Genomic DNA, 25,472 nt, shown 5'->3' with positions numbered 1-25,472 from the left:
AGGTGTCTGACAGGGATTATAACGGATGCGGCGCCCCGGCGATGCAGGCGCCGTTAAAAAACTCAATGATTAACCCTGTTTATCTTCCATCAGCTGGCGGCCAAACACCACCTCCATGCAGGCGCCGCCGAGCAGGCTTTCGCCGGCGATAATCTCCCCGTCATATTGTTCGACGATTTCGCGGGCGACGGAGAGCCCCACACCCTGGCCGGGACGCAGCGTATCTGCCCGCTGGCCGCGGTCAAAGACGGCGCGGCGTTGGCTCTGCGGGATCCCCGGGCCATCGTCTTCCACCAGAATATGCAGATGGCTGTCGGTGGTTTGGCGCACGGAAACTTCCACGAACTCCAGACAGTACTTACAGGCGTTATCGAGAACGTTACCCATCACTTCCATAAAATCGTTCTGCTCGCCGACAAAAGTGATCTCCGGCGAGATGTCGAGCGAGATATTGACCCCTTTACGCTGATAGACCTTGTTGAGGGCGGAGGTCAGGCTGTCGAGCAGGGGGGCGATCGGGTGCAGTTCCCGGCTCAGCAGGGTACCGCCGCTGCGCATGCTGGCGCGATGCAAATAGTAACCAATCTGCTGCGAAATGCGGCTTATCTGCTCCAGCATCACCGGCTCCGCCTCGTCGACGCTGATCTTCTCGCCGCGCAGCGAGCGAAGCGTACTCTGCATCACCGCCAGCGGCGTTTTGAGGCTGTGGGTGAGATCGGTGAGGGTGGTGCGGTATTTGTCATAGCGTTCACGCTCGCTGCGAACCAGGCGGTTAAGGTTGCTGACCAGCCGGGTCAGCTCGCGGGTGGTGTTGGGATTGAGCTTTTCGCGGTGGTGCTCCTCCAGCTCACGCACCTCTTTCGCCAGCGACTCGATAGGCCGCAGGCTCCACCAGGCGGCGACCCACAGCAGGGGGATCACCAGCAGCAGGTTGGCGGCCAGCACGTAGATAAACCAGCTCCATACCATATAGCTGCGCTTGAGCTCCACCGGAATGGTATCGACCACCACAATGCTGAGCTGGGGCATTTTGCTGGTGGCCGGGTAGAGGTTGATCGCCACCGAGTGGGTCATCTCCGAATCGTCGCCCTGCTCGCGGATGGCGTCCAGCTGTTCCTGAATCTCGTGGTTGTTGCGCAGCAGCATGCTACTGCTGTCGACATCGGCTTCGATCTCATGGAAACCATTGCTCTTCAGCCATTCCGGTTGAATGCGTTTCGCCAGCCAGGGGACATCGCGCTGCGCCCACAGCAGTTTACCCTTCTCATCGTAGATAAGGGTCACCGTCGGGCTTTCCATATTCAGATTTTCCGGGATATCGACGTCAATAGCGCCGTTCTCCCATTTCGCCAGCATATAGAAGAGATTGCTCTCGCCGCGCAGCAGGCGGAAGGTGGTTTTATCGAAGCTGACGCTGTAGCCCACCAGCGCTACCATGCCATAGGCCAGCGACAGCACCAGCACGACCCCGGCGGTCGCCAGCAGGAAGCGAACCCGTAATGACAGCGGGAAGATATGTCGCAACAATCCCTTCATCAGCGCAGTTCGAACAGATAGCCCTGGCCGCGCACCGTGGTGATGACGTCCTGTGGGTATTCAGCCTGAATTTTCTTGCGCAGCCGGCCCATCAGTACGTCGATGGTATGGCTCTCACGCAGTTCGGCATCCGGGTAAAGCTGGAGCATCAGGGAATCTTTGCTGACCACTTTGCCGCGGTTGCGGATCAGGGTTTCCATAATGGTGTACTCAAAGGCCGTCAGCTTGATCGGCTGGTCATTCACCGACAGCTCGCGCCGGGAGAGGTCGACCTGGAACGGCGGCAGGGAGATCACCTGCGAGGCCAGGCCGCTGTTACGGCGCAGCAGCGCCTGCATGCGGGCGGCAACCTCTTCAATATGGAAAGGCTTGGTGACGTAATCATCCGCCCCGGCGCTCAGCACTTCCACTTTATCCTGCCACCCTTCGCGGGCGGTCAGCACCAGCACCGGCAGCGACACATCGTGGCTGCGCCAGCGGCGGATCAGCGATAGTCCGTCTTCATCCGGCAGGCCGAGGTCGACGATGGCGATATCCGGGAGATGTTCGCCCAGATAGTAGTCCGCTTCCCTGGCATCTTCCGCCGCATCGACCTGATGGCCCAGCTCCTGCAGCTGAACTTTGAGGTGGTGACGCAGCAGGGCGTTATCCTCAACCACGAGTACGCGCATGACTGTTCTCCCTTCCTGTGTTGATAGTAATCTGACGCTCATTATATACGCAAAATATAAACAGCTGTTAAATAAAGCTTTTTATACCAACGGCGCATAACACCGCCAGGCAGGCCAGCATTCGGTGATGCCCTTTGCGCATAGTGCATGGAACTCCTTCATTCTATGCGTTATTTCAGCAAACGCCCAGCGGCGGGCGCGGGCAGTGCGCGGGTTGGTGATGTTAATTTTTTGTGTAATAGTGCTGGGATCACCTCTCAATGTCGCCGCAGGTTATCCATTATGTCTCAACAGAAAAGTGCGGACTGGGTCAGGCTGGCGCAGTCGCCCAGCCAGACGGAACGCATCGAAGCCTTCTTCGGCGGCCACGGCTACGAGCCGCACCGGCATGATACCTATGCTATCGGCCAGACGATTGCCGGCGTGCAGAGCTTTCACTATCGCGGCGGGCAACAGCACAGTCTGCCTGGCGGGACGATGGTGCTTCACCCGGACGAAATACACGACGGCGAGGCGGGCACCGAGGCGGGGTTTCACTACCGCATGGTCTATATCGAACCGGCGCTGATCCAAAAGATACTCGGCGGCAGGCCATTGCCGTTTATCCCCGGCGGCCTGTCGGCGGATCCGCGTCTGCGTTGCGCCGCGCAGCCGTTGTTAAAAGCGGTCACGGACACCTTCGAGCCGCTGGAGGAAGAGGATGCTCTGTACGACCTGGCGCAGACCCTGGCTGTGGTCGGCGGGCAGCGTTCCCGTCGCCAGGCATTTGACTATCAGGCGGCGGAGAGGGCCCGGGAGTATATCCATGCCTGTTTTATGCAGGATATGACCCTCGACACCTTATCGCAGGTGAGCGGCCGGGACCGCTGGAGCCTGAGCCGGGATTTCAGAACGCTGTACGGCACCAGCCCGTGGCGTTACGTCATGATGCGCCGGCTCGATTTTTGCCGCCAGCGGATGCGCGCCGGGGAACGTCTGGTGGATATTGCCGCCGACGCGGGCTTTGCCGATCAGAGCCACATGACGCGCCAGTTTATCAGCCGCTTTGGTCTCTCTCCGGGCCGCTGGCTGCGGGCGATCCGCGGCTAGCGCGGTGCAGGTTGCACAATCGTTCAAGCGTGACCGCGGCGAGGCGAACTATGCTGACTGCCTTTATCACAAGGAGACAGCCCATGTATCAACTCGTTAATTTTGCTCAGAAATTTTCCCTGTTCAGCGAACAATGGCAGCCCAAAGTGGTGGCTGAGATGAACGACTATCAGTTCAAGATCGTGCGTATCGCCGGCGATTTTATCTGGCACAGCCACCCGGAAACCGATGAGACATTGATGGTGGTGGAGGGGGTATTACGCGTGGACTTCCGCGACGGACATGTGCTGGTGAAGGCCGGGGAGATGATCGTCGTGCCGCGCGGGGTGGAACATAAGACCTCGGCGGAGACGGAAGCGAAGCTCATGCTGATTGAGCCGCGTGGCGTGCTGAATACCGGCCATGAGGGCGGCGAGCGGACGGCGGTGAACGACGTCTGGATCTGATTGCTTTCCGGCGACAAAACGCCCCTCTTTCCGCCGGAAAGAGGGGCAAGGCGATTACTTCAGCTCGTCAACCATGGTGGTTGCCCGACCGATATAGTTGGCCGGAGTCATCGCTTTGAGGCGCACTTTTTCGTCTTCCGGCAGGGTGAGGCTGTCAATAAACTGCTTCATCCCTTCCGCGTCAACGCGTTTGCCGCGGGTCAGCTCTTTCAGCTTCTCGTACGGTTTTTCGATACCGTACCGGCGCATCACGGTCTGGATCGGCTCAGCCAGTACTTCCCAGTTGTGATCCAGTTCGTCCAGCAGGCGATCCTGGTTCAGCTCCAGCTTGCTGATCCCTTTGAGGGTGGACTGATAGGCGATCAGCGCATAGCCGATGCCCACGCCGAGGTTACGCAGGACGGTGGAGTCGGTCAGGTCGCGCTGCCAGCGGGAAACCGGCAGTTTGCTGGCCAGGTGCTGCATGACCGCATTGGCCAGGCCGAGGTTGCCTTCGGAGTTTTCGAAGTCAATCGGGTTCACCTTGTGCGGCATGGTGGAGGAGCCGATCTCTCCGGCGATGGTCTTCTGTTTGAAGTGGTTGAGCGCAATGTAGCCCCACACATCGCGATCGAAGTCGATCAGAATGGTGTTGAAGCGCGCGATGCAGTCAAACAGCTCAGCGATATAGTCATGCGGCTCGATCTGGGTGGTGTACGGGTTCCACTGAATGCCCAGCGAGGTGACGAACTCTTCGCTGAACTGATGCCAGTCGACTTCCGGGTAGGCCGCGATGTGGGCGTTGTAGTTACCCACCGCGCCGTTGATTTTACCGAGGATTTCCACCTGGTTCAGCTGACGGTACTGGCGCTCCATACGGTAGGCGACGTTCGCCATCTCTTTACCCATGGTGGACGGCGTTGCCGGCTGACCGTGGGTACGGGAGAGCAGCGGCACATCGCGGTACTGGGTTGCCAGATCTTTTACCGCGTCAATCAGCTTGCGCCAGTAAGGCAGAACCACTTCGTCGCGGGCGGTTTTCAGCATCAGCGCGTGGGAGAGGTTATTGATGTCTTCAGACGTACAGGCGAAGTGAATAAACTCTGATACCGCGTGCAGCTCGGCGACGTCAGCGACTTTCTCTTTCAGAAAATACTCTACCGCTTTCACGTCGTGGTTGGTGGTGCGCTCGATGGTTTTGATGCGCTCAGCGTCTTCGACGCTGAAATCGGCGACGATTTTGTCAAGGAAACCGTTTGCGTCGGCAGCAAAAGCAGGAACTTCCTTGATCGCTGCGTGGGCGGCCAGTTTTTGCAGCCAACGTACTTCCACCTGAACGCGGAATTTCAGCAAACCGAATTCGCTGAAGATACCGCGCAGCGCGCTGACTTTATCGCCGTAGCGGCCGTCTACAGGGGAAACGGCGGTCAGTGAGGATAATTCCATAGATCACAACTCCGGGGTTAAATGAGCAAGAATTTGCTTTGCCTGGTTAACCAGACGATTACGGGAAAACATAAGCTGCAGACGTCCGCCGCCCACCTGATGCCAGAGCACCGCGGCGCGAATACCCGCCAGCAGCGCTGAGCGAACTTTCGCCTGCACCTGCGGGCTTTGCAGCACGGCAGGGGAGCCGGTCACCTGAATACGCGGCCCCAGTGGGCTTATCACGTCAACATAGATGCCTGCCATGGCGCTGAGCAGCGTTTCGGACTGCAGGTCAAAATGTTCCAGTTGACGGTGCAGGCCAGCGATGCGGTTGCCGAGCGTGTCCATCGCCCCTTTACTGGCGGCGAGCTTGCGCTCCAGCACCATCAGGCTCAGGGTATAGCGCGTCAGTTCAGCATTGAGGCCCTGACGGCTGCTGGTATTGAGCACCCCGAGCAGCGTTTCAAGGCCGAGGCGAAGATTGGCTTCACTGCCACCGAACACCGCCAGCGTCGACTCGGGATCGAGGTCGATGATGCTGTTCAGCGACACATGCAGGGCATCGCTGTCGCAATGTCCCTGATGCGCCAGTTGCTGAACCAGTCGTGCCGCCTGGCAAACGCCAGCCAGCGCCAGCGTGATGTCATAGTAATTCTTCGCCACACATACTCCTTGTCAGCCGTCGGGCGGTTCGTCCCGACGGAAATAACGCGCGTTCAGGACTGCAGAGGCAGTCGTTGTTCAATAATACCGCCGCCGAGGCATACTTCACCTAAATAGAACACCGCGGACTGGCCCGGGGTGACCGCCGCGACCGGCTCATCGAAGCGAACTTCGATACGGTCTTCATCCAGCGCGGTGACGGTGCAGGGGATATCGGTCTGGCGATAGCGGGTTTTCACCGTGCAGCGCAGGGTGCCCCGCAGCGGTTCACGGTCAACCCAGTGCAGCTGTTGGGCAATCAGGCCGACGGACATCAGGCGCGGGTGGTCATGGCCCTGGGCGACGACAAGAATATTGTTCTCAACGTCTTTATCCACCACGTACCACGGATCTTCGCTACCCTCTTTGGTGCCGCCGATACCCAGCCCTTTACGCTGGCCCAGCGTATGGTACATCAGCCCCTGATGGGTACCGATCTCCTCGCCGTCGACGGTGAGGATTTTGCCCGGCTGCGCCGGCAGATAGCGGCCAAGGAAATCGCGGAATTTACGCTCGCCGATAAAGCAGATGCCGGTGGAATCTTTTTTCTTCGCGGTGATCAGATCCAGCTCTTCGGCGATTTTACGCACCTGCGGTTTTTCCAGCTCACCCACCGGGAACAGGCTCTGGGCAATCTGCTCGTGGCTAAGGGTGTAGAGGAAGTAGCTCTGATCTTTGTTACCGTCGAGGCCGCGCAGCAGCTGGCTTTTGCCGTCGACATCGGCGCGGCGCACATAGTGCCCGGTGGCGATGTAGTCGGCGCCGAGGTCTTCGGCGGCAAACTCGAGGAAGGCTTTAAACTTGATCTCTTTATTGCACAGAATATCCGGGTTCGGCGTGCGGCCAGCTTTGTACTCTTCCAGGAAGAGCTCAAAGACGTTATCCCAATATTCGGCGGCAAAGTTAACGGTGTGCAGTTCAATGCCCAGCTTATCGCAGACCGCTTGCGCGTCGGCAAGGTCGGCGGCGGCGGTGCAGTATTCCTCGCCGTCGTCTTCCTCCCAGTTCTTCATGAACAGGCCTTCCACCTTATACCCTTGCTGCAGCAGCAGGTACGCGGAGACCGAGGAGTCGACGCCGCCGGACATGCCGACGATCACTTTTTTCTGGCTTTCTGACATGGAAATACTCGCTACATTGAACTTCGAGGCGGCGTATTCTAGCACGCGCTCACCGTTCATTCACCCCCTGTGAACGGCCAGTTAAATGCGCCAATCAGCGACAGCGGCTGGCGCGGGTCCTGCAGATAACTGCGAATGCTTTCGGCAACCAGCGGTGAACGCAGGTTCGGCGCGTTAAGAATTTCCTCAGCACTGAGCCACAGGCAGCGATCGATATCGCTGTCATGCGGTTCGGTGGCGCACAGATCGCTAAGTTCGATGGCGAACAGGAAGCGCAGAAATGGCGTGTTATCGGGAGCGACCCACTGGTGCATGCGGATGAAGTGCTGCGGCGTGGCGCGAATGCCGGTCTCTTCCCACAGTTCGCGTTCGGCGGCCTGCAGCAGCGTCTCATTGGCCTCCAGGTGGCCCGCCGGCTGGTTCCACAGCGCTTTGCCGTTAATAGTCTCTTCGACGATGAGGAATTTATCCTCGGCGTGGACCACGCAGGCTACAGTAACATGAGGTTTAAACATCGCTTTTCCTTTTCGGTTATTCGGCTCTACGCCATTCGCCATTCGCCAGCCCGTCAAGCGTATAGCCGCCCATGGCGTAGCGGATCAGGCGCAGGGTGGGGAAGCCGACGTGGGCGGTCATCCGGCGCACCTGGCGGTTACGTCCCTCGTAGAGGGTGATTTTCAGCCAGCAGGTGGGGATCGATTTGCGCTCGCGAATAGGCGGGTTGCGCGGCCACAGCCACGCGGGCTCCTCCACCACTTCCACGCCAGCAGGCAGGGTGGGGCCATCATTGAGCGTGACGCCGTTGCGTAGCGCGGCCAGCGCCTCGGCGGTGGGTTCTCCTTCCACCTGGACGTAGTAAATCTTGCCGGTGCGTTTACCCGGCTGGGTTAGCTTCGCCTGCAGCGCGCCATCGTTGGTCAGCACCAGCAGGCCTTCGCTGTCGCGGTCAAGACGACCGGCGGCGTAGACGCCCGCCACGGGGATAAAATCTTTCAGCGTGCTGCGCCCGGCTTCGTCGGTAAATTGTGGCAACACATCATAGGGTTTATTGAACAAGATCACAGTTTTTGGCTGGTGTTCTTTACGTTGTCTGGTGACTTGTTGTGTGCTGAATCGCTCAACGCGATGTTTTCTAAATGAAGTTTTCTGCATGGTATTTTCAGGCTCTATCAATTGCCGCATTATAGCCTAATTACGAATGCCTTTCATGGACGCAAACATTCAGGTAGTATTGACATGCTCATTACAAATTATTAACAAAAAATTGCTCAAACCGATTCGCACTACAGGCAGGAAGGCGACACGGACGCGATAGCTCCGCTTAGCGGGAAAACCCGGTACGCTGGAGCTGGCCGACTCAGCCAACACCAGGCTCGCGTGAAGAGGGAAGAGCAGAACCAGAAGCGCTCGAAGGAGAGGTTAATGGAAAGCAAAGTAGTAGTTCCGGCGGAAGGTCAAAAAATCACCCTGCAAAACGGCAAACTGAACGTCCCTCACAATCCGATTATCCCGTTCATTGAAGGTGATGGTATCGGCGTTGACGTTACCCCAGCGATGCTGAAAGTGGTTGATGCCGCCGTTGAGAAAGCCTATAAGGGCGAGCGTAAAATTTCCTGGATGGAAGTTTACACCGGTGAAAAATCGACCCAAGTCTATGGCCAGGATGTCTGGCTGCCAGCTGAAACCCTCGATCTGATTCGTGACTACCGCGTTGCTATCAAAGGTCCTCTGACCACCCCAGTCGGCGGCGGCATCCGTTCTCTGAACGTGGCGCTGCGCCAGGAGCTGGACCTCTACGTCTGCCTGCGTCCGGTACGTTACTACCAGGGCACCCCGAGCCCGGTTAAGCACCCTGAACTGACCGATATGGTTATCTTCCGTGAAAACTCAGAAGATATCTATGCAGGTATCGAGTGGAAAGCCGACTCTGCTGAAGCAGACAAAGTCATCAAATTCCTGCGCGATGAGATGGGCGTGAAGAAAATTCGCTTCCCGGAACATTGCGGTATCGGTATCAAGCCGTGCTCTGAAGAAGGCACCAAACGCCTGGTTCGCGCCGCGATTGAATACGCGATCACCAACGATCGTGATTCCCTCACCCTGGTGCACAAAGGCAACATCATGAAGTTCACCGAAGGCGCGTTCAAAGACTGGGGCTACCAGCTGGCTCGCGAAGAGTTCGGCGGCGAGCTGATCGACGGCGGCCCGTGGGTGAAAATCAAGAACCCGAACACCGGCAAAGAGATCGTGGTGAAAGACGTGATCGCCGATGCGTTCCTGCAGCAGATCCTGCTGCGTCCGGCGGAATACGACGTTATCGCCTGTATGAACCTGAACGGCGACTACATCTCTGACGCGCTGGCGGCACAGGTTGGCGGTATCGGTATCGCCCCGGGCGCCAACATCGGTGACGAGTGCGCGCTGTTCGAAGCGACTCATGGTACTGCGCCGAAGTATGCTGGCCAGGACAAAGTGAACCCGGGCTCCATCATCCTGTCCGCAGAGATGATGCTGCGCCACATGCAGTGGTTCGAAGCCGCAGACCTGATCGTTAAAGGCATGGAAGGCGCTATCGCCGCCAAGACCGTGACCTATGACTTCGAACGTCTGATGGAAGGCGCTAAACTGCTGAAATGTAGCGAGTTTGGCGACGCGATTATCGCGAACATGTAATCCCCTTGGTGGATTAAGTAAAAACGGGAGCCGATGGGCTCCCGTTTTTTTGGCGTCTGGAAAATCTTTTCCAAAACTCACCCCAAATTTCTCCCCAAAACTGATTGAAAATCACACTGCTTTTTTCCCCACTCCGTCAATAAAGAACCCACTAAAGCCATGACTGTTCGAGAACTTTATGTCTGGATTTCCAACAGTCAAAGCCTTCATCCCTGTAGAGGGGCAGACAGACAGGATTATTTGTAATACAATTAAAGGCGTAATTGTTATGAGGTTTTTGTATGAAAATTTATCAAGCCCAACCACATGATGTGGATACCCTCCTTCCTCTGTATCTCGGTTATCGTCGTTTCTACGAGGTCGAAGAAAACGCATCGCAAGCCAGAGATTTTATTCTCAAGCGCCTGCAGCTTAATGAATCCGTGATTTTTTACGCCGAGGTTGATGGAAAAGCGGTAGGCTTTACGCAACTCTATCCTTTGTTTTGCTCTCTCGAGATGAAGCGTATCTGGTTGCTTTATGATCTGTTCGTTGATGAATCCGCTCGCAAGCTCGGTGTTGCACAGACGTTAATCTCCCGGGCGGAGCAACTGGCGAAGGAGAGCGATTCGGCATTTATTATGCTTAGTACCGCGACAGATAATACCCGAGCACAAGCGCTGTATGAGCGTAATGGCTTTGTACGGGATACTCAATTTTTCGTCTATAACAAGCTGCTGTAATTTGCCTGCGCTTTAACGCGTTAAGTGATATTGCATGATTGATTTTGCAGGCATGATTGCAGAGCAAACGCCAGCGATATTATTCGTTTTCTGCTAAGGAGCGAGAATGGCTTTGGCTATCCGCTCACCTTCAGATTAAACAGCCGGGACAGCGCCGCTCTGCCGCTATCCGTCACTTGCACTTCCCGATATCCCGGCGTGCGGGTTATCCATCCTTTCTGCTCAAACAGTGCCATCAGCGACGAACCGGCGTCACCTCCCAGATGAAAACGTCTTTCGCTCCAGTCAAGACAGGGGCAGCAAGGCTTACGTCGTGGGCGGGTGTTCAGTACTGCGCCAAGGCGTTCAAGCTGGGCTTTACCGGCTGATGTCAGGGCCAGTCCATCGGCCGCCAGCCATTTTTCCCGCAGCATAAACTCATAAATTTTCACCGCCAGCTCGCCAGCCAGATGGTCGTAGCAGGTGCGTGCGTAACGAAGGTTAACCGGCGTGCTGGGGAGAAGCGTCTTATGCGCCTGCATAGAGACGCCCATCAGGTTTTCCAGCAGCGCGGCGATATGCGGGCCAGCCAGGCGGTAATAGCGGTGGCGCCCCTGCGCGAGACACACCACCAGCCCGTTGCTGAGCAGTCGGGCAAGATGTCCGCTGGTGGTGGAGGCGGACACCTCGGCGACCGTACTGAGTTCGGTTGCCGTCCATGCGCGCCCGTCCATCAGCGCGCACAGAATACTGACCCTTGACGGGTCAGAGAGGGCTGAGGCTACCATCGCCATAGCGGTTTCCAGCGCCTCCTCTGGCTCACTGTCTTGCTGCGTTTTCAGGAGATTCATTCAGAAAGTATGGCCCATTTTTTGGTCACTTCCGCTGCCCGGGTGTCATCATCGGTAATGAGAATGAGCCGGTTACGGTGGTCGCTGTACTGTACCAGAATATTAATGCCGTTGCGGGCAAGGGTGTCTGCGATGTCGCCCAGTTCCCCTGGTCGCTCCTGAGGTAACTTTCTGATCAGAGGATGGCATACGCTGCTGACGACAAAGCCGGCCTCGATCAGTACCCTGCGGGCTTTCTCACCGTCTTCCACCAGAAAATGCGCATGTCCGGCCTCAGGCGTGGTGAATACGCCACCGCCTTCGAGGCCCACGCCGTTGTTACCCAGTGCCATACCCATTGCGCCTAGTGAGCCCGGCGTGTTGCTGAGAATTACGTGAATGTCATACATCTGGCTGCGCTCCCCGATCCGATGCGTAATCCCGGAACACGCGGGCAACGCGTATTCTGTAGTAAGAAAAAATCGATGCTTTGCCTTCGCGCTGAGCAGCCAGATGCCGCTCATTTTGCTGCCAGTTGGCCACCGATGCTTCATCTTCCCACCAGGATAGCGAGAGGATTTTGCCGGGCGTACTCAGGCTCTGAAAGCGCTCAATGGCAATAAACCCCGGCGTGTCTGAAAGCAAAGGCGTCAGCCCGGCCGCAAGCTGTAAATATCTTTCCTGTGCTTCTGGTAAGGCGTCGGCCTCAAAAAGTACCGCAATCATCAGTCTGCTCCGTGGTGAATTTCCCCTCAGTCTACTGACGGCCCGAGCAGGATGCTTCGGTCTGTAGCGAAATATGCCTGAGGGGGATACCCTCAGCCACAGCGCTTGCGCGCCGAATTACCGTCCCAGAAACGCGTTACTCTGCGTTAAAGATAATAAATTCAGGCTGGTAACTGACCGGGAAATTGACCGAACGGGCGATAAAACAGACGTGATGGATCTGCTGATGAATGGCCGTGGCGGCGTCGAGATCGGTACCTGGTAGTACGGTGATTTTCGGCCTGAGGGTGGCAGAAATAAAGCGACCCGCGCCCCCTTTTAACACTTCACCCATTGCCACCGGCGAGTCCTGATATTCCATGACCGTAATGCCGGCATCGGAGGCCAGATGTAAGTACCACAGCATGTGACAGGCTGAAAGAGAAGATAGCAGGAGATCTTCCGGGTTCATTTTGCCGGGATCGCCGCCCAGCAATGGGTCATTTGAGCAATGAATGGGTTTTTTTCCCTTTACCGCGATATCCCAGGTCCGGGCATAAGCCTTGTAACCCGAAGTACCCGTGCCCTGATTGCCGGTCCATGTGATATGGCTGGTATAAGCATGTTGCATAGGTTTGCCTTTTCTCTGTGGAGGGGGGATTTATGCGCTTTTCATCGCTGAGGCATCTTCCCGTTTTATTGCGTTGCCTGAGCGAAGCTGCCGTTGGAATCGCAAGGTTGTCATGACGCTGATGCTAATGGCATAATGGTATACCATTTATGCGTGATGTAAAGAGAGTCAAATGAACACCGCTTCCCGTTCGACCGCCGATATTCTTGCCGGTGAGCTAAAAACCTTAATCAACAAGGGGACGTTGCGAGATGGCGACCGTCTCGTTGAGAGGGACCTGGCCAGTCAGTTTGCGGTCAGCCGTATCCCAATGAGAGAAGCGATACAGCAGCTTGAGCGCGAAGGTCTGGTTGAGATTTACAGAAATCGTGGCGCGGTGGTGAAAACGCTGACGGCCGCTGATGTCGATGAAATTTATCAGCTGCGGGCACTCCTGGAAGGTGAAGCCATTTTTCATAGCCTGGAGAATATGGACCCGGAAACGCTTGCCCGGGCAGCGCTGGTGCATCAGCTACTGAGCAGCGCTTCTGAACCCGAGCAGCAGGGGAGATATAACCGGGAGTTTCATGAACTGCTTTATCGGAAGTGCAATAATCAGCGCCTGCTGAAGATGATCGGTGAATTGCGCGAGCAGATTGAAAGATATGAGCTTTTTCAGAACAGACTGCTGTCGGATACGCTGAAATTCCAGGATGAGCATCAGCAGATCCTGATGGCCTGCCAGCAAAATAATCCACAGGAGGCGCGGGCGTATACCGTGAAACATATTCTCTCAGCAGGTGAAATCCTTCGCACTTATATCTTAAGCCGTTAATGGTTGTGCAAAGCGGCTGCGTTGATCGCGCATAAATTGCCATCCGTATCTGCTCAATGCTATAAGAAAAGAGCCGTTTTAATGGTGCTTATGTTTTATCGGTAAGGAATCAGTGAAGGTCAGATAATGATTACGTCAGTTCAGCCTACCACCACCGTCACCACCACCACGACCGTAACCTGCGGTGATGTGGGCGTATCTGTGACCGGCTCCTGACAAACAGATCCTCACTCCCCGCCAATGTGGACGGGGAGAGACCTCTCCGTTCGTGACACACTGAATGGAGACCCATCATGATTTCATCTGAGCATGCCCTTTTAATTATCGATATGCAGCAGGGGCTTTTCCATAGCCCGGTTTCTCCGTATCAGGCCGATGCGCTTCTGGCGAACGTTTGCCTGCTGATTGAAAAAGCGAGACAGGCTGAGGTGCCCGTCTTCTTTGCCCGCCATACCGGGCCGGACGATTCTCCGTTCTCAGCACAAAGTCCATTAACCCAACTGCTGCCTGAGATGGGTGTTAACGGCGAGCGGGATATCGTCTTTATTAAAAAGTACCCTTCCTGTTTCCAGCACACTGACCTTGCACATCGGCTCGCCCAGGCCGGCGTAAAACAGCTGGTTATTGCCGGGATGAAAACCGAATTCTGCGTGGACACGACCTGCCGTGCGGCATCGGCGCTGGGATGGCGGACGGTGCTGATCTCGGATGCGCACTCAACCATGGATAACGAACGGTTGTCAGCGCCTGACATTATCGGCCATCACAATATCACGCTTGCCGGGCCATTTGTGACGCTATCGACCGCCGCAGAGTGGCACTTTTCTGCAGAGAAATAAGGGTGAAGAAAGGGAGCTCGATGGCTCCCGTTTGCCACGCCAGTTCATCCGATTTTACTGTGCATGGCGGCGCAGGGTGGAGGCGGGGTGCCGCCGCAGCGCCTCTTCCGGACGCACAGGGCGCCGCACCAGTTCGCCGCCACAGTTTGGGCAACGACCGTGCAGCCGCGCCGTCATGCAGTCCCGGCAAAAAGTACACTCGAACGAGCAGATAAACGCCTCGGGTGAGTCTGGCGGCAGATCTTTATCACAGCATTCGCAATTCGGGCGTAACTCGAGCATTAACTTCTCCTGTGGTTAACGGCTGTATCAGCGACGGCGGGTCAACGCATGCTGTTTTTATATCACGGCCCGAACTGGCTGCCGAGAAGGGCGGATTAACTTCCGCCTCAAAGCGTTGCCTTCCCGGGCCGCATCCCCGGCACAAGGATGACTTTGCGGCATGCCTCTTCGCGTTTCTCAAAGATCTGATAGCCGCGCGCGGCCTCCTCCAGCGGCATATGGTGAGTGACGATCTCCTCCGGGGTGAGCAGCCCTTGCTCAATTAGCGCCAGCAGGTCCGGCAGCCAGGCATGGACGTGGGTTTGCCCCATCCTGAAGGTCAGCCCCTTATCAAAGGCATCACCAAACATAAACCCATGAATGAAACCGGCGTAAACCCCGGGCACGCTGACGATACCGCCGCGGCGCACGGCGGCGATGCACTGGCGCAGGGCTTTTCCGCTGCTGCCCTCGATTTTCAGGTTGCTGAGGACGGTTTCCGTGAGGCTGCCTTTCGCCTCGAAGCCCACGGCGTCAATCACCGCGTCGACGCCGCGATGTCCCGGCGTGTTATCGATAATCCACTGCGCCGGGTCGTCATGGGTGTCGAAGTTTATCGGGATCGCGCCATAGCGCTGCTGCGCGAAATCGAGTCGGTAATCGTTATGATCGATGATAAATATCTGCTCTGCGCCATTGAGCCTGGCGCAGGAGGCGCACAGCAGGCCTACCGGGCCGGCGCCAAAAATAGCCACGCTGCTGCCGGGTTTGATCTCGGCGTTTTTTACTGCCTGCCAGGCGGTGGGCAGAATATCTGACAGAAACAGCACCTTTTCATCGGGTAAGGTGTCAGGCACTTTAAATGGTCCGGTATTGGCTTTGGGGACCCGTACATATTCTGCCTGGCCGCCCGGGATGCCGCCGTACAAATCGCTATAGCCAAACAGGGCCGCCGGTGGCGAAATGCCTTTTCGGTTGAGCGTCGCCCCCTGGCCGCTATTGGTGCTTTCGCAGGCGGCATACTGCTGCAGACGACAAAAGAAGCAGTCTCCGCAGGCGATCACAAACGGGATAACCACCCGGTCGCCTTTGCGGACCGCGGTGACCTCGGAACCCGCTTCCACCACTTCCCCCATAAATTCATGGCCGAAAATATCGCCGTGGTGCGTGCCGGGGATCTTTCCGCGGTAAAGATGGAGATCGGAACCGCAAATCGCCGTCGCGGTGACGCGCAGTATAATATCGTCCGGCGCTTCAAGGGCCGGGTCGGGCATGGTGTCGACGCTGACATGATGGGGACCATGATAAGTGAGTGCTTTCATAGCGTAGTCTCCTGGAGAGAACGGCTGACCGCATCAGGCGCAAAGGCATATTGACCTGACGCGATGGCCACCGATAAACCACCGTAAAAATAAAGCGTAGAGTACAAATAATGGAAGCGTGTGATATTTAAATTGCTGAATGGATTTTACGCTTCGCTTATTTCACGTTTGGTTTGTTGGGTTATTTGCATATTAGGATGAAGAAGACTAGCCTTAATCAGGTATGATATTCGCTCCATTTTTTTATTTGATAGCCGCTCCCCCAGCGGCTTTTTTTATTGGTCATCTTTAGAAAACTTCTGAATTTCATGCCGACGAAGCCTCACTGCACCGCTTCGTTATATACCTCAACAGGGGTACTTCGTCTGTATAGATAACGTGAGGACTGCAGGTATTATTTTCCTGAACACAGTAAGTTAGCGGTGATGTGCCGTCTGGTTATTTTTAATGTGTGTTGTAGAATTATTCCGAATTACTGCTGAAAGACGTCGTGAAAACGGAATAATAATTTGACTAACCAGCATTACCCGCTAGAGTTAAATATCGAACGACGAGTGATACGGAATATTTTCGTATCGTACTGACATAACCAATATACATGAGGTGAAATATGGCAGAGCATCGTGGTGGTTCCGGTAATTTTGCTGAAGACCGTGAAAAAGCTTCTGAAGCAGGTCGTAAAGGTGGTCAGCACAGCGGCGGGAACTTTAAAAATGATCCGCAGCGTGCGTCCGAAGCGGGTAAAAAAGGCGGACAAAACAGCCACGGCGGTGGCCGCAAGTCCGATAATTCCTGATTATCCTTTTCCTTGCACCCTGAAGTGAAAGTATCTCCTGCGAGTCTGTATAGACTCGCAGTTATTTTCTGACTCCAGAAGGTATTTCTATGAATATGAAAAGCATTGAAGATGTATTTATTCACCTGCTCTCAGATACCTACAGCGCAGAGAAACAATTAACCCGCGGGCTGGCTAAACTGGCCAGAGCGGCGTCCAGTGAAAAACTCAGCGCGGCGTTCAATGCTCATCTCGAAGAAACCCAGGGCCAGATTGAACGTATTGACCAGATTATTGAGCAGGAATCCGGCCTGAAAATCAAACGCATGAAATGCGTGGCCATGGAAGGATTAATCGAAGAGGCCAATGAAGTTGTTGAGAGCACGGAAAAAAATGAGGTACGAGATGCTGCGCTAATTGCCGCTGCGCAAAAGGTCGAGCATTACGAAATAGCCAGTTACGGTACCCTGGTCACCCTGGCAGAACAGCTGGGCTATAAAAAAGCGGTCAAATTGCTGGCCGAAACGCTGGAAGAAGAAAAGCAAACCGACGTTAAATTAACCGATTTGGCGGTAGGTCATATTAATAAAAAAGCGGAAAAATAAACGCTCCCTGACACGAGGAAATGACGATGAATCACGTTGAACATTATCATGACTGGCTACGCGATGCGCATGCCATGGAAAAGCAGGCAGAATCCATGCTGGAATCGATGGCTGGCCGTATCGATAATTATCCGGATCTCCGTGCCAGAATTGAACAGCATATTAATGAGACCAAACGGCAAATTACCGTGCTGGAAGAGATCCTCGACCGCAACGACATTTCGCGCTCGGTGATTAAAGATTCGATGAGTAAAATGGCGGCTCTCGGCCAGTCCATCGGCGGGATCTTTCCTTCCGATGAAATCGTCAAAGGCTCGATCAGCGGGTACGTCTTCGAGCAATTTGAGATCGCCTGCTACACCTCTCTGCTGGCGGCGGCTGAAAAAGCGGGCGATACCGCCTCCATCCCGGCTATCGAAGCCATTCTGGCAGAAGAGCAGGCCATGGCTGACTGGCTGATCAAACATATTCCTCAGACCACGGAACAGTTTCTCCTGCGTTCAGATGCTGACGGCGTAGAAGCGAAAAAATAACCCAGGAGGCAGGCCTATGTTTCGTCATGTGAAACAACTGCAGTATACCGTGCGCGTTGCTGAACCCAATCCGGGGCTCGCGAATTTACTGCTCGAACAGTTTGGCGGTCCTCAGGGCGAGCTGGCCGCCGCGTGTCGTTATTTCACTCAGGGATTAAGCGATGACGATCCCGGCCGCAAAGATATGCTGATGGATATCGCGACAGAAGAGCTGAGCCATCTGGAGATCATTGGCACCCTGGTCGGCATGCTGAATAAAGGGGCCAAAGGAGCTCTGGCGGAGGGCACCGAGAGCGAGGCGGAACTCTATCGTTCGCTCACCGCCAACGGCAATGACAGCCATATTACCTCGCTGCTGTACGGCGGCGGTCCCCCGCTGACCAACTCGGCGGGCGTGCCGTGGACGGCGGCCTACATTGATACTATCGGTGAACCCACCGCCGACCTGCGGTCGAATGTTGCCGCAGAGGCGAGGGCGAAGATCGTCTATGAACGCCTGATCAACGTGACCGACGATCCCGGCGTGAAAGACGCGCTGGCGTTCCTGATGACCCGCGAAGCGGCGCATCAGCTCTCTTTTGAGAAGGCGCTGCAGTCGATTCGCAACAACTATCCGCCGGGCAAACTGCCGCCCATTAGCGAGTACGCTAACACCTACTACAATATGTCTGAAGGTGGAGAAGTACGCGGCAGCTGGAACAGTGACAAACACTTCGATTATGTCAAGGATCCGCAGCCGGCCGTGGATGGCGGAGATGGCAGCGCTTCTGTCGGCCTGACGCCAGAGCAGGAAGCGCTGTGCAAAGCGATGCTGAAGCGAACGCAGTCTGACCCGCAGGGTGATCCTTTGACCGGCGCCGAACTCGGTGCTGGTAAGCAAAACACGTCATCATCGGCTAAGTGATGTTCGCATGAGCCCCGGCTGCCGCCGGGGCGATTCACAATGATGGGTGCGGATTATGTTTGAATTTGACGCGTTTCATCTGGCCCGACTGCAATTTGCCTTTACCGTTTCCTTCCATATCCTGTTTCCGGCTATCACTATCGGCCTTGCCAGCTACCTGGTGGTGCTTGAGGGGATGTGGCTGCGAACCCGGGATAATGTCTGGCGTTCACTCTACAATTTCTGGCTGAAAATTTTTGCCGTCAATTTTGGGATGGGCGTGGTTTCCGGATTAGTCATGTCCTATCAGTTCGGCACCAACTGGAGCGGATTCTCCCAGTTTGCCGGCAGCATTACCGGCCCGCTGCTGCTGTACGAAGTGTTGACCGCCTTTTTCCTCGAAGCGGGATTCCTCGGGGTGATGCTGTTTGGCTGGAATAAAGTGCCGCCGGCGCTGCATTTTTTTACCACCTGCATGGTGGCGCTTGGCACCCTGGTCTCCACTTTCTGGATCCTCGCCTCCAACAGCTGGATGCAGACGCCGCAGGGTTTTACCATCGAAAATGGCCATCTCATTCCGCAAGACTGGCTGGCGATTATCTTTAACCCCTCGTTCCCGTATCGTTTGTTTCATATGGCGATAGCCGCGTTTCTCAGCAGCGCCATGTTCGTCGGGGCCTCTGCCGCGTGGCATCTTCTGCGTGGCAACGACTCGCCGGCCATCCGCAAAATGCTGTCGATGGCGATGTGGATGGCGCTGCTGGTGGCGCCAATCCAGGCGGTGGTGGGGGATATGCATGGTCTTAACACCCTTGAGCATCAGCCAGCGAAGATCGCCGCCATTGAGGGGCACTGGGAAAACCGACCCGGCGAGGCCACGCCGCTGCTGCTGTTTGGTCTGCCGGATATGGAACAGGAGCGCACCCGCTATGGTCTGGAGATCCCCGCTCTCGGCAGCCTGATCCTCACCCACAGTCTGCATAAGCAGGTGCCGGCCCTGAAAGACTTCCCGAAAGAGGACCGACCCTATTCGCCCGCCGTTTTCTGGTCGTTTCGCATCATGGTTGGGATGGGAATGTTGATGATCGCCTTAGGGATCTGCAGCGCCTGGCTGCGCTATCGGCGGCGACTGTATCACTCGCGTCCCTTTCAGTGGTTTGCGCTCTGCATGGGGCCTGCTGGCCTTATTGCCCTGGTCGCCGGGTGGGTGACCACCGAGATGGGCCGCCAGCCGTGGGTGATTTACGGCTTGCTGCGCACCCGGGATGCGGTGTCGTTGCACAGCACGCTGCAGATGGCCATCAGCCTGCTGGTGTTTATCGTGGTCTACTGCGCGGTGTTTGGCGTGGGGTATTACTACATTTTCCGGCTTATCAAAAAAGGGCCGCAGCCGGTGACGGAGCTGACCTCGCAAACCGCCGGCACCCCGGCGCGTCCGCTCTCGGCGGCAGAGCCGGTGCGGGATGAGGAGAACGCATCATGAGCATCGATATCTCGGTGATTTGGTTTGTCATCATCGTCTTCGCCACGCTGATGTATATCGTGATGGATGGTTTCGATTTAGGTATTGGGATGCTGTTCAGCGTGGTGCATGATGGCGAAGAGCGCGACGTGATGGTCAACAGCGTAGCGCCCGTCTGGGATGGAAATGAAACCTGGCTGGTACTCGGCGGGGCAGGGCTGTTCGGCGCCTTTCCGCTGGCCTATGCGGTGATCACCGATGCGCTGGTCATCCCGCTGACGGCGATGCTCATCGGACTGATTTTTCGCGGCGTGGCGTTTGAATTTCGTTTTAAAGCGGTTCCCTCACATCGTACCTTCTGGGACTCTGCCTTCGCCGGCGGCTCGCTGCTGGCGACCTTCAGCCAGGGGATTGTCGTCGGCGCGTTTATCAATGGCTTTGCGGTGGCTGACCGCCGCTTCGCCGGTTCGACGCTGGACTGGCTTACCCCCTTTAACCTGTTCTGCGGTCTGGGGCTGGTGGTGGCCTATCTGCTGCTCGGCACCACGTGGCTGATCATGAAAAGCGAAGGCGCGCTGCAGCAGCGGATGCGCGCGCTGACCCGCAAGGTGCTGCTGGCGCTGATGGTGGTGATCGCGGTGGTCAGCGTCTGGACGCCGTTGGGCTGGCGCTACGTGGCGGAGCGCTGGTTTACGCTGCCCAATTTCTTCTGGTTCGTGCCGGTACCGATTCTGGTGTTGGCGCTGAGCCTGTGGATCTGGCGCCTGAGCGCGCGTCCCGCCAGCCACGCTCGTCCCTTTATCCTGACGCTGGGCCTGATTTTCCTCGGCTTCAGCGGGTTGGGGATCAGCGTCTGGCCGAACATTATCCCACCGAATATCTCCCTGTGGGATGCTGCCGCGCCGCCCTCCAGCCAGGTATTTATGCTGCCGGGGGCGCTGCTCATTATCCCGGTGATCCTGATGTATACCGCCTGGAGCTATTACGTCTTTCGCGGCAAAGTCTCCGGCAGCGAGGGCTATCACTGAGCCTGATTCGCGCCGGCAGGTGAGGATTTGCCGGCGCGCCGCGCCAACCGCGCGGGAATGACTGAGACAGTCGCGGACAAACCGGCGACCCGTTCCACCCCCTCGGGCAGGGTATCGATATGGATGCGCACTGGCACACGCTGCGCCAGCCGCACCCAGCTGAAGGTCGGCTCGACCTGCGGCAGGCCCAGGGCGCCGGTCTCATCACTGGTATCGCCGATCCCGTGTCCGATACTCTCCACATGGCCGGTAATGACCGGATCATACCCCATCAGCGTGATGTGTGCGGTATCGCCAACGTGGATGTGGCGCAGGCGGGTCTCTTCAAAATACCCCACCACCCAGAAACTCTGGCCATCGATAATGGCCACTTTCGTCACCCCAGCGGTGGCATAGTCGCCCGGGCGTAGCCGCAGATGGGTGACGTACCCGGCCACCGGCGTCCGCACGGTGGCATGCGCTAAATTCAGTTGCGCCAGCGCCAGTGCCGCCAGCGCGCCCTGGTAGTTAGCGGCCGCGACGCTGGCCGCGCTGGTGGTCTGTTTCAGATCTTCGCTGGAGATGACGCCCTGGATCTGCGCCCGTCGTCTGGCGGCATCCTGGCGCATCGCCATCTCCTGGCGTCGGGCTTCCACCTCCGCCTGGGCGCTACTGACCGCCAGCTTCAGCCAGCGCGGATCGATGGAATAGAGCACATCTCCCCGATTGACCCACTGGTTGTCTTTCACCGCCACGCTGGCCACCGGCCCCGAGACATCGGGGGCGATCTGCACCACGTCGGCCCGCATCCGACCATCGCGGGTCCAGGGCGTTTGCGCCTCCTGTTTCCAGAGAATGAAAGCCAGTAGCGCGGCGGCGGCAACGGCGCCTAAGGTCAGGGCGTAGCGGCCCAGAAGAGTGAGATAAACTGTCATACGGCAAACCCCAGCGTGTTAACCTCCTGCAGGAGCAGGAAAAAGAGTGCGATATAGAGGGAAAGCCCCCACAGCGGGCGGCAGGGCAAGCGGCCCAGTCCCCGGGTGGAGAAAATAAGCGGTTGCAACAGCAGCGTCGCGAGCAGGGCGATAAGGCCGACAACCAGCAGGCCGGGGAAAAATACCCCGCCCATCGCGAGATCACGCATGGCTTTGGCTCTCCTCAGGCCGGTGTAAGGCGCAATACAGGGAAATGAGCGCTTCCGCGCGCTCATGTGAGGCGGCATCAGCCGGTAAACCGTGGGCCAACAGCGCGTCAACAGGCTGCGCGAGGGCCCCTATATCAGGCTCCTGCTTAAGGGCGTCAAGCAGCGTCTGCACAGCGGTAGCCGCTTCTCGATCCATCGGCTGATAGCTACGGCGCAGGTGGATCACCGCCAGGCCGGTACGAATATCGTGCAGCATCTTGTCCAGCAGTTGACCTGCGGCCGGCCCGCTCTGCGGTAGCCGCGGCAGCAGTAAAGCGGTCCGGTCGATCATCAGATTGGTCCAGCGGTGGGCATTGTGCGCCAGTCGGCCCCGCGCGGCGCGGCGGATATCGCGACGGCACAGCGTCAGCAGACGATGGACAGCGGCATCGGCCTGCACGGTTTGCAGCAGGCGCATACCAAACGCGGCATAGCCGATGGCGACAAACAGCGCGATAGAGGTATTCATCGCCGTCGCGAAATCCCCCTGGTAGCTGGGGCCCAGTTCGCACATTATCGGCAGCGTCAGGGTGATGCCCATCGCCATAAAGGTGGTGGGCGGTCGCGCCTGCAGCGAACCGGCCAGCAGATAGACCGGGGCGAGCATCGCCGCCAGCAGGGCAAATTCGCTCACCTGCGGCAGCAGGGCGAAACTATACAGCAGGCTGAACAGCACGCCCCACACGCAGCCGATCAGGTATTTCACCAGATGCGCCGCCGGTGCATCGAAGCTGGCGAACAGGCTACAGCAGACCCCGAGGATCGAGACCGCGGTGCCGCCATCGGGCCAGGCAGAGCCTATCCAGATAAGGCAGCCGCTGAGGATGATGACGAAGGCACCGAAGGCGGTCCGCAGGGCGCTGAGCGGATCGCGATGGAAAACATAGCCCTTTGCCGAGCGGGCGTCAGGGGGAAGGGCTGGCGAGCGCCGGTGATAAATCGCCTTCGCCAGCCGTTCGATCTGCTGCAGGAGACGGATGGCTTCCGCCAGGTGGCGCACCAGGCTAACGCGCAGCGCCTCGTTCAGCGTCTGCGCAGGGGCGTACCGGTTGATGAGCGGCTCGCAGCGGGAGAGTAGCTCGTCGGCGGAGAGCGCCGTTCTGTGGGCTTCCTGGCCTCTCAGCCAGCTCTCTGCTTCCGCCAGCAGCATCTGCAGGTCAGCTGGCCGCTTTCCGGCTCTCTGTAAACGGTCGTGCAATTCGCCATTAACGATCAACAGTCGTGCCAGCCGGTCGTGGATCGCTTTTCTGGCCTGGCGGTGGGGAACCGAGAGGTCGTCATCCCAGGGAAGATGGTGGTTGATGCCCTGCAAAAACTGCAGGCTCAGTGCCAGCCGCAGCGTTTCCGCCGCCACCGGCTTACCGGCCAGCGTATCGGCGATCCGCTGCCGGGCGGTTGCCAGCGTCTGTGCCAGCGTGCTGTTAAACCGCCCGGCGATGCGCACCGGCAGCACGAAGCGGTGAATCAATCCGGCGCACAAGATACCGATGGCGATCTCTTCCACCCGAGTGACCGCGAGGTCAAAGATCGTCCCGGGCGCGGAGACGGCGGGAAAGCCAATCAGGCTCGCGGTGTAACCCGCCAGCAAAAAAGCGTATCCGCGCGGCGTGCGCTCAAGTAGCGACAGACACAGGCAACCCGCGATCCACAGGGCCAGCATGGCGCTACACAGGATCGGCTGGTTGACGAAGGTGGGCACGATGAAGACGGTGGCCGCCGCGCCGACGAGGGTCCCGACCAGGCGATAGACGCTGCGGCTTAGCGATGCGCCCACCGAGGTCTGCGACACAATATAGACAGTGATGATGGCCCACGAAGGCCTTTGCAGACCGATGAATAGCGCAAGATAGTACGCCAGCATCGCCGCGGCGAAACTCTTTGCGGAAAAGAGTACCGCCTGGGCATCACTGCGCAGGACGGCTGAAGTCGATTGCGGCATGAAAGGGCGCGCGACGGCGCCTGCGGCACGCAGCCAGGAGGCCTGGCGAAAGCGGTTAATGTTCATGCCGCGGATTATTGCTGGCTTGCGCTTGCGGCGAAATACTCTATTCTGTCAAAAAATACCTGAATCTGGCCAATCATATGCCATCACCTTTTGCCAATACGCTATACGATCCGGACGCCGCGTCCTGTCCGGCCGTCGCCTGTCATCTTGATTTTGTCGAGTATGAAGCGGAAGTGCCGGTGCATACCCATCGCAAAGGGCAGTTGATTATTGTGCTGTATGGTGCGGTGAGCTGTCGGGCGGAAAATAACCTGTGGATTGTGCCGCCTCGCTGCGCGGTATGGATCCCGGGCGGTATTCCGCACAGTGTGTCCGCCACCTGGAACGCGCGCCTCAATTATCTGTTTATTGAACCCGGCGCTGCCGCGCTGCCTGGCAGCTGCTGCACCCTGGCGCTCTCTCCCCTGATCCACGAGCTGGTGGAGCGACTCACTCGTGAGGGGGCGGATTATGTGGCGGATAGCCATGCCGGGAGACTCACCCGGGTGACCCTTGACGAACTGGCGACCATGCCGGCGCAGCGCCTGAATCTGCCCGTCTCAGCACATCCCAAAATTCGTGCGATGGCCGACCGGCTGGTCAGCCATCCTGACGATCGCAGTACCCTGTCGGTGTGGGCGAAGCGTCTGGCGCTGAGTGAGCGCTCGCTGGCACGGGTGATGCTGCGGGAGACTGGCCTCACCTTCGGGCGCTGGCGTCAGCAGCTGCATTTGATTATTGCCCTGCAGGAGCTGGCCAGCGGCGTTTCGGTACAAAACGTGGCGACTAAGCTGGGGTATGAATCGGTAAATGCCTTTATTACCATGTTCAAAAAAACGATGGGGGCGACACCGGCGCACTATTTTGCCGAACGTCAGACCGCGGCTCGTTAAGAAAACCTTGTCGGGCCGCGACGGCTGGCGTGACGCCCAACAAGGTGGCAGGGGGGCGCTTACGCTTTCGGCGGCTTGATCTTAATAATAAATCGCTCGTTGACCCGGGTGATCTTCGCGCCAATATCGCCAAACTCGGTGGCGATTTTAAAAAAATCGTCCGCGTCGACATCAAAATCGAGTTCGATTTTCGGGTGTTGTCCTGTCGCCAGTAATTCATAGAAATGGTCAAGACTGCGGGCTTTTTCGCTGGGCATCTTATTTCTCCATGGTAAACCAATCAGCAGGGCGTTTATTGTTTAAAGCGTTTTCCGGATTATTCAGCAGGATGACAGTGGCGCCTGATATAAGATGATGCAATGTCATTAAGGATACGGTGGGGCGATATTATTCCATGTT

General features: G+C 57.2%; 30 protein-coding genes. 13 read left to right on the top strand and 17 right to left on the bottom strand.

Annotated elements, in window-relative coordinates; genetic code table 11:
• Positions 1-69: 69 nt before the first annotated feature.
• Complete coding sequence (gene phoQ / locus CWM57_RS06015) at positions 70-1,536, bottom strand: two-component system sensor histidine kinase PhoQ (RefSeq protein ID WP_074386309.1); 1,467 nt, start codon at positions 1,534-1,536, stop codon at positions 70-72.
• On the bottom strand, positions 1,536-2,207 hold the full coding sequence (phoP, locus tag CWM57_RS06010) for a two-component system response regulator PhoP (RefSeq protein WP_004150807.1): 672 nt from the start codon (positions 2,205-2,207) through the stop codon (positions 1,536-1,538). Before phoP ends, phoQ begins: the two co-directional genes overlap by 1 nt.
• 282 nt (positions 2,208-2,489) lie before the next feature.
• On the opposite strand from phoP, the gene CWM57_RS06005 reads away from it, so the two are divergent.
• On the top strand, positions 2,490-3,296 hold the full coding sequence (locus CWM57_RS06005) for an AraC family transcriptional regulator (protein WP_074386308.1): 807 nt from the start codon (positions 2,490-2,492) through the stop codon (positions 3,294-3,296).
• An 83-nt stretch (positions 3,297-3,379) separates the two neighbouring features.
• Positions 3,380-3,742 carry a cupin domain-containing protein gene (locus CWM57_RS06000; protein ID WP_074386307.1) on the top strand — a complete coding sequence of 121 codons (363 nt, stop codon included), beginning with the start codon at positions 3,380-3,382 and terminating at the stop codon, positions 3,740-3,742.
• A gap of 54 nt (positions 3,743-3,796) precedes the next feature.
• Here the strand turns inward: CWM57_RS06000 and purB are convergent, their stop codons facing one another.
• Genes purB through rluE form a run of 5 tightly spaced genes read right to left on the bottom strand, consistent with a single transcriptional unit; the run spans position 3,797 to position 8,154 of the window.
• Complete coding sequence (gene purB, locus CWM57_RS05995; protein ID WP_100675757.1) at positions 3,797-5,167, bottom strand: adenylosuccinate lyase; 1,371 nt, start codon at positions 5,165-5,167, stop codon at positions 3,797-3,799.
• A 3-nt stretch (positions 5,168-5,170) separates the two neighbouring features.
• Positions 5,171-5,812, bottom strand: coding sequence for a high frequency lysogenization protein HflD (gene hflD / locus CWM57_RS05990; RefSeq protein WP_004140557.1), 642 nt, complete (start codon positions 5,810-5,812; stop codon positions 5,171-5,173).
• 53 nt (positions 5,813-5,865) lie between these two features.
• Positions 5,866-6,972, bottom strand: coding sequence for a tRNA 2-thiouridine(34) synthase MnmA (mnmA, locus tag CWM57_RS05985; RefSeq protein ID WP_074386605.1), 1,107 nt, complete (start codon positions 6,970-6,972; stop codon positions 5,866-5,868).
• A gap of 56 nt (positions 6,973-7,028) precedes the next feature.
• Positions 7,029-7,487 carry an NUDIX hydrolase gene (locus CWM57_RS05980; protein WP_061155057.1) on the bottom strand — a complete coding sequence of 153 codons (459 nt, stop codon included), beginning with the start codon at positions 7,485-7,487 and terminating at the stop codon, positions 7,029-7,031.
• Between the two features lie 16 nt (positions 7,488-7,503).
• Positions 7,504-8,154 (bottom strand): 23S rRNA pseudouridine(2457) synthase RluE, encoded by a 651-nt coding sequence (rluE, locus tag CWM57_RS05975; RefSeq protein ID WP_032729972.1) that lies wholly within the window; start codon positions 8,152-8,154, stop codon positions 7,504-7,506.
• A gap of 240 nt (positions 8,155-8,394) precedes the next feature.
• Between rluE and icd the strand changes: the two genes are divergently transcribed.
• Positions 8,395-9,645 (top strand): NADP-dependent isocitrate dehydrogenase, encoded by a 1,251-nt coding sequence (gene icd, locus CWM57_RS05970; protein WP_008806032.1) that lies wholly within the window; start codon positions 8,395-8,397, stop codon positions 9,643-9,645.
• Between the two features lie 281 nt (positions 9,646-9,926).
• Positions 9,927-10,367 (top strand): GNAT family N-acetyltransferase, encoded by a 441-nt coding sequence (locus CWM57_RS05965; protein WP_064143977.1) that lies wholly within the window; start codon positions 9,927-9,929, stop codon positions 10,365-10,367.
• Between the two features lie 116 nt (positions 10,368-10,483).
• On the opposite strand, the gene CWM57_RS05960 is transcribed toward CWM57_RS05965, so the two are convergent.
• The 4 genes from CWM57_RS05960 to CWM57_RS05945 all read right to left on the bottom strand — a co-directional run bounded on the left by CWM57_RS05960 (position 10,484) and on the right by CWM57_RS05945 (position 12,512).
• Positions 10,484-11,197 carry an ArsR/SmtB family transcription factor gene (locus CWM57_RS05960; protein WP_074386284.1) on the bottom strand — a complete coding sequence of 238 codons (714 nt, stop codon included), beginning with the start codon at positions 11,195-11,197 and terminating at the stop codon, positions 10,484-10,486.
• A complete protein-coding gene (locus CWM57_RS05955; protein ID WP_074386283.1) occupies positions 11,194-11,586 on the bottom strand; it encodes an amino acid-binding protein in 393 nt (130 codons plus the stop codon). Before CWM57_RS05955 ends, CWM57_RS05960 begins: the two co-directional genes overlap by 4 nt.
• Positions 11,579-11,902 (bottom strand): antibiotic biosynthesis monooxygenase family protein, encoded by a 324-nt coding sequence (locus tag CWM57_RS05950; protein ID WP_012542151.1) that lies wholly within the window; start codon positions 11,900-11,902, stop codon positions 11,579-11,581. Before CWM57_RS05950 ends, CWM57_RS05955 begins: the two co-directional genes overlap by 8 nt.
• Before the next feature lie 136 nt (positions 11,903-12,038).
• Positions 12,039-12,512 carry an OsmC family protein gene (locus CWM57_RS05945; protein WP_074386282.1) on the bottom strand — a complete coding sequence of 158 codons (474 nt, stop codon included), beginning with the start codon at positions 12,510-12,512 and terminating at the stop codon, positions 12,039-12,041.
• Between the two features lie 172 nt (positions 12,513-12,684).
• Here CWM57_RS05945 and CWM57_RS05940 point away from each other — a divergent pair, with 172 nt between their 5' ends.
• On the top strand, positions 12,685-13,326 hold the full coding sequence (locus CWM57_RS05940) for a GntR family transcriptional regulator (RefSeq protein WP_074386281.1): 642 nt from the start codon (positions 12,685-12,687) through the stop codon (positions 13,324-13,326).
• A 293-nt stretch (positions 13,327-13,619) separates the two neighbouring features.
• Positions 13,620-14,165: a cysteine hydrolase family protein gene (locus CWM57_RS05935; protein ID WP_074386280.1), complete on the top strand. Its 546-nt coding sequence runs from the start codon at positions 13,620-13,622 to the stop codon at positions 14,163-14,165.
• Between the two features lie 54 nt (positions 14,166-14,219).
• Here the strand turns inward: CWM57_RS05935 and CWM57_RS05930 are convergent, their stop codons facing one another.
• Together CWM57_RS05930 and CWM57_RS05925 are read right to left on the bottom strand one after the other, a co-directional pair.
• Positions 14,220-14,447, bottom strand: coding sequence for a DUF1272 domain-containing protein (locus tag CWM57_RS05930; RefSeq protein ID WP_012542149.1), 228 nt, complete (start codon positions 14,445-14,447; stop codon positions 14,220-14,222).
• A 107-nt stretch (positions 14,448-14,554) separates the two neighbouring features.
• Positions 14,555-15,748: a zinc-dependent alcohol dehydrogenase gene (locus CWM57_RS05925; protein ID WP_074386279.1), complete on the bottom strand. Its 1,194-nt coding sequence runs from the start codon at positions 15,746-15,748 to the stop codon at positions 14,555-14,557.
• 610 nt (positions 15,749-16,358) lie between these two features.
• Between CWM57_RS05925 and CWM57_RS05915 the strand changes: the two genes are divergently transcribed.
• The 6 genes from CWM57_RS05915 to cydB all read left to right on the top strand — a co-directional run bounded on the left by CWM57_RS05915 (position 16,359) and on the right by cydB (position 21,034).
• Positions 16,359-16,544 carry a general stress protein gene (locus tag CWM57_RS05915; protein ID WP_004150795.1) on the top strand — a complete coding sequence of 62 codons (186 nt, stop codon included), beginning with the start codon at positions 16,359-16,361 and terminating at the stop codon, positions 16,542-16,544.
• A gap of 89 nt (positions 16,545-16,633) precedes the next feature.
• Positions 16,634-17,128, top strand: coding sequence for a ferritin-like domain-containing protein (locus tag CWM57_RS05910; RefSeq protein ID WP_074386278.1), 495 nt, complete (start codon positions 16,634-16,636; stop codon positions 17,126-17,128).
• Positions 17,129-17,154: 26 nt separating this feature from the next.
• Positions 17,155-17,661: a ferritin-like domain-containing protein gene (locus tag CWM57_RS05905; RefSeq protein WP_074386277.1), complete on the top strand. Its 507-nt coding sequence runs from the start codon at positions 17,155-17,157 to the stop codon at positions 17,659-17,661.
• 16 nt (positions 17,662-17,677) lie between these two features.
• Positions 17,678-18,565 (top strand): manganese catalase family protein, encoded by an 888-nt coding sequence (locus CWM57_RS05900; protein ID WP_100631739.1) that lies wholly within the window; start codon positions 17,678-17,680, stop codon positions 18,563-18,565.
• A 55-nt stretch (positions 18,566-18,620) separates the two neighbouring features.
• Positions 18,621-20,027, top strand: a complete 1,407-nt coding sequence (locus CWM57_RS05895; RefSeq protein WP_061155025.1) for a cytochrome ubiquinol oxidase subunit I — start codon at positions 18,621-18,623, stop codon at positions 20,025-20,027.
• Positions 20,024-21,034 carry a cytochrome d ubiquinol oxidase subunit II gene (gene cydB / locus CWM57_RS05890; RefSeq protein ID WP_074386275.1) on the top strand — a complete coding sequence of 337 codons (1,011 nt, stop codon included), beginning with the start codon at positions 20,024-20,026 and terminating at the stop codon, positions 21,032-21,034. Before CWM57_RS05895 ends, cydB begins: the two co-directional genes overlap by 4 nt.
• On the opposite strand, the gene CWM57_RS05885 is transcribed toward cydB, so the two are convergent.
• Genes CWM57_RS05885 through CWM57_RS05875 form a run of 3 tightly spaced genes read right to left on the bottom strand, consistent with a single transcriptional unit; the run spans position 21,028 to position 24,201 of the window.
• On the bottom strand, positions 21,028-21,948 hold the full coding sequence (locus tag CWM57_RS05885; protein ID WP_100675756.1) for an HlyD family secretion protein: 921 nt from the start codon (positions 21,946-21,948) through the stop codon (positions 21,028-21,030). The two genes, cydB and CWM57_RS05885, sit on opposite strands and share 7 nt — an antisense overlap.
• Entirely contained in the window at positions 21,945-22,157 is a 213-nt protein-coding gene (locus CWM57_RS05880; RefSeq protein ID WP_074386273.1) for a DUF1656 domain-containing protein, read from the bottom strand. The genes CWM57_RS05885 and CWM57_RS05880 overlap by 4 nt, the downstream gene beginning before the upstream one ends.
• The gene (locus CWM57_RS05875) at positions 22,150-24,201 is read right to left on the bottom strand and encodes an FUSC family protein (protein WP_100675755.1); all 2,052 of its coding nucleotides are present in this window, start codon (positions 24,199-24,201) and stop codon (positions 22,150-22,152) included. The genes CWM57_RS05880 and CWM57_RS05875 overlap by 8 nt, the downstream gene beginning before the upstream one ends.
• Before the next feature lie 77 nt (positions 24,202-24,278).
• Here CWM57_RS05875 and CWM57_RS05870 point away from each other — a divergent pair, with 77 nt between their 5' ends.
• Positions 24,279-25,073 (top strand): AraC family transcriptional regulator, encoded by a 795-nt coding sequence (locus CWM57_RS05870; protein ID WP_100675788.1) that lies wholly within the window; start codon positions 24,279-24,281, stop codon positions 25,071-25,073.
• 59 nt (positions 25,074-25,132) lie between these two features.
• Here CWM57_RS05870 and CWM57_RS05865 read toward each other — a convergent pair whose 3' ends face one another.
• A complete protein-coding gene (locus tag CWM57_RS05865; protein ID WP_032754041.1) occupies positions 25,133-25,330 on the bottom strand; it encodes a hypothetical protein in 198 nt (65 codons plus the stop codon).
• Between the last annotated feature and the right edge of the window lie 142 nt (positions 25,331-25,472).

The sequence above is a fragment of the Klebsiella sp. G-Nf4 genome (assembly GCF_002810615.1).
GTDB classification, from domain to species: Bacteria; Pseudomonadota; Gammaproteobacteria; order Enterobacterales; family Enterobacteriaceae; genus Klebsiella; species Klebsiella variicola.
Note: the sequence above shows the minus strand (reverse complement) of the source record. Positions and strands in the feature narration are given on the sequence as shown.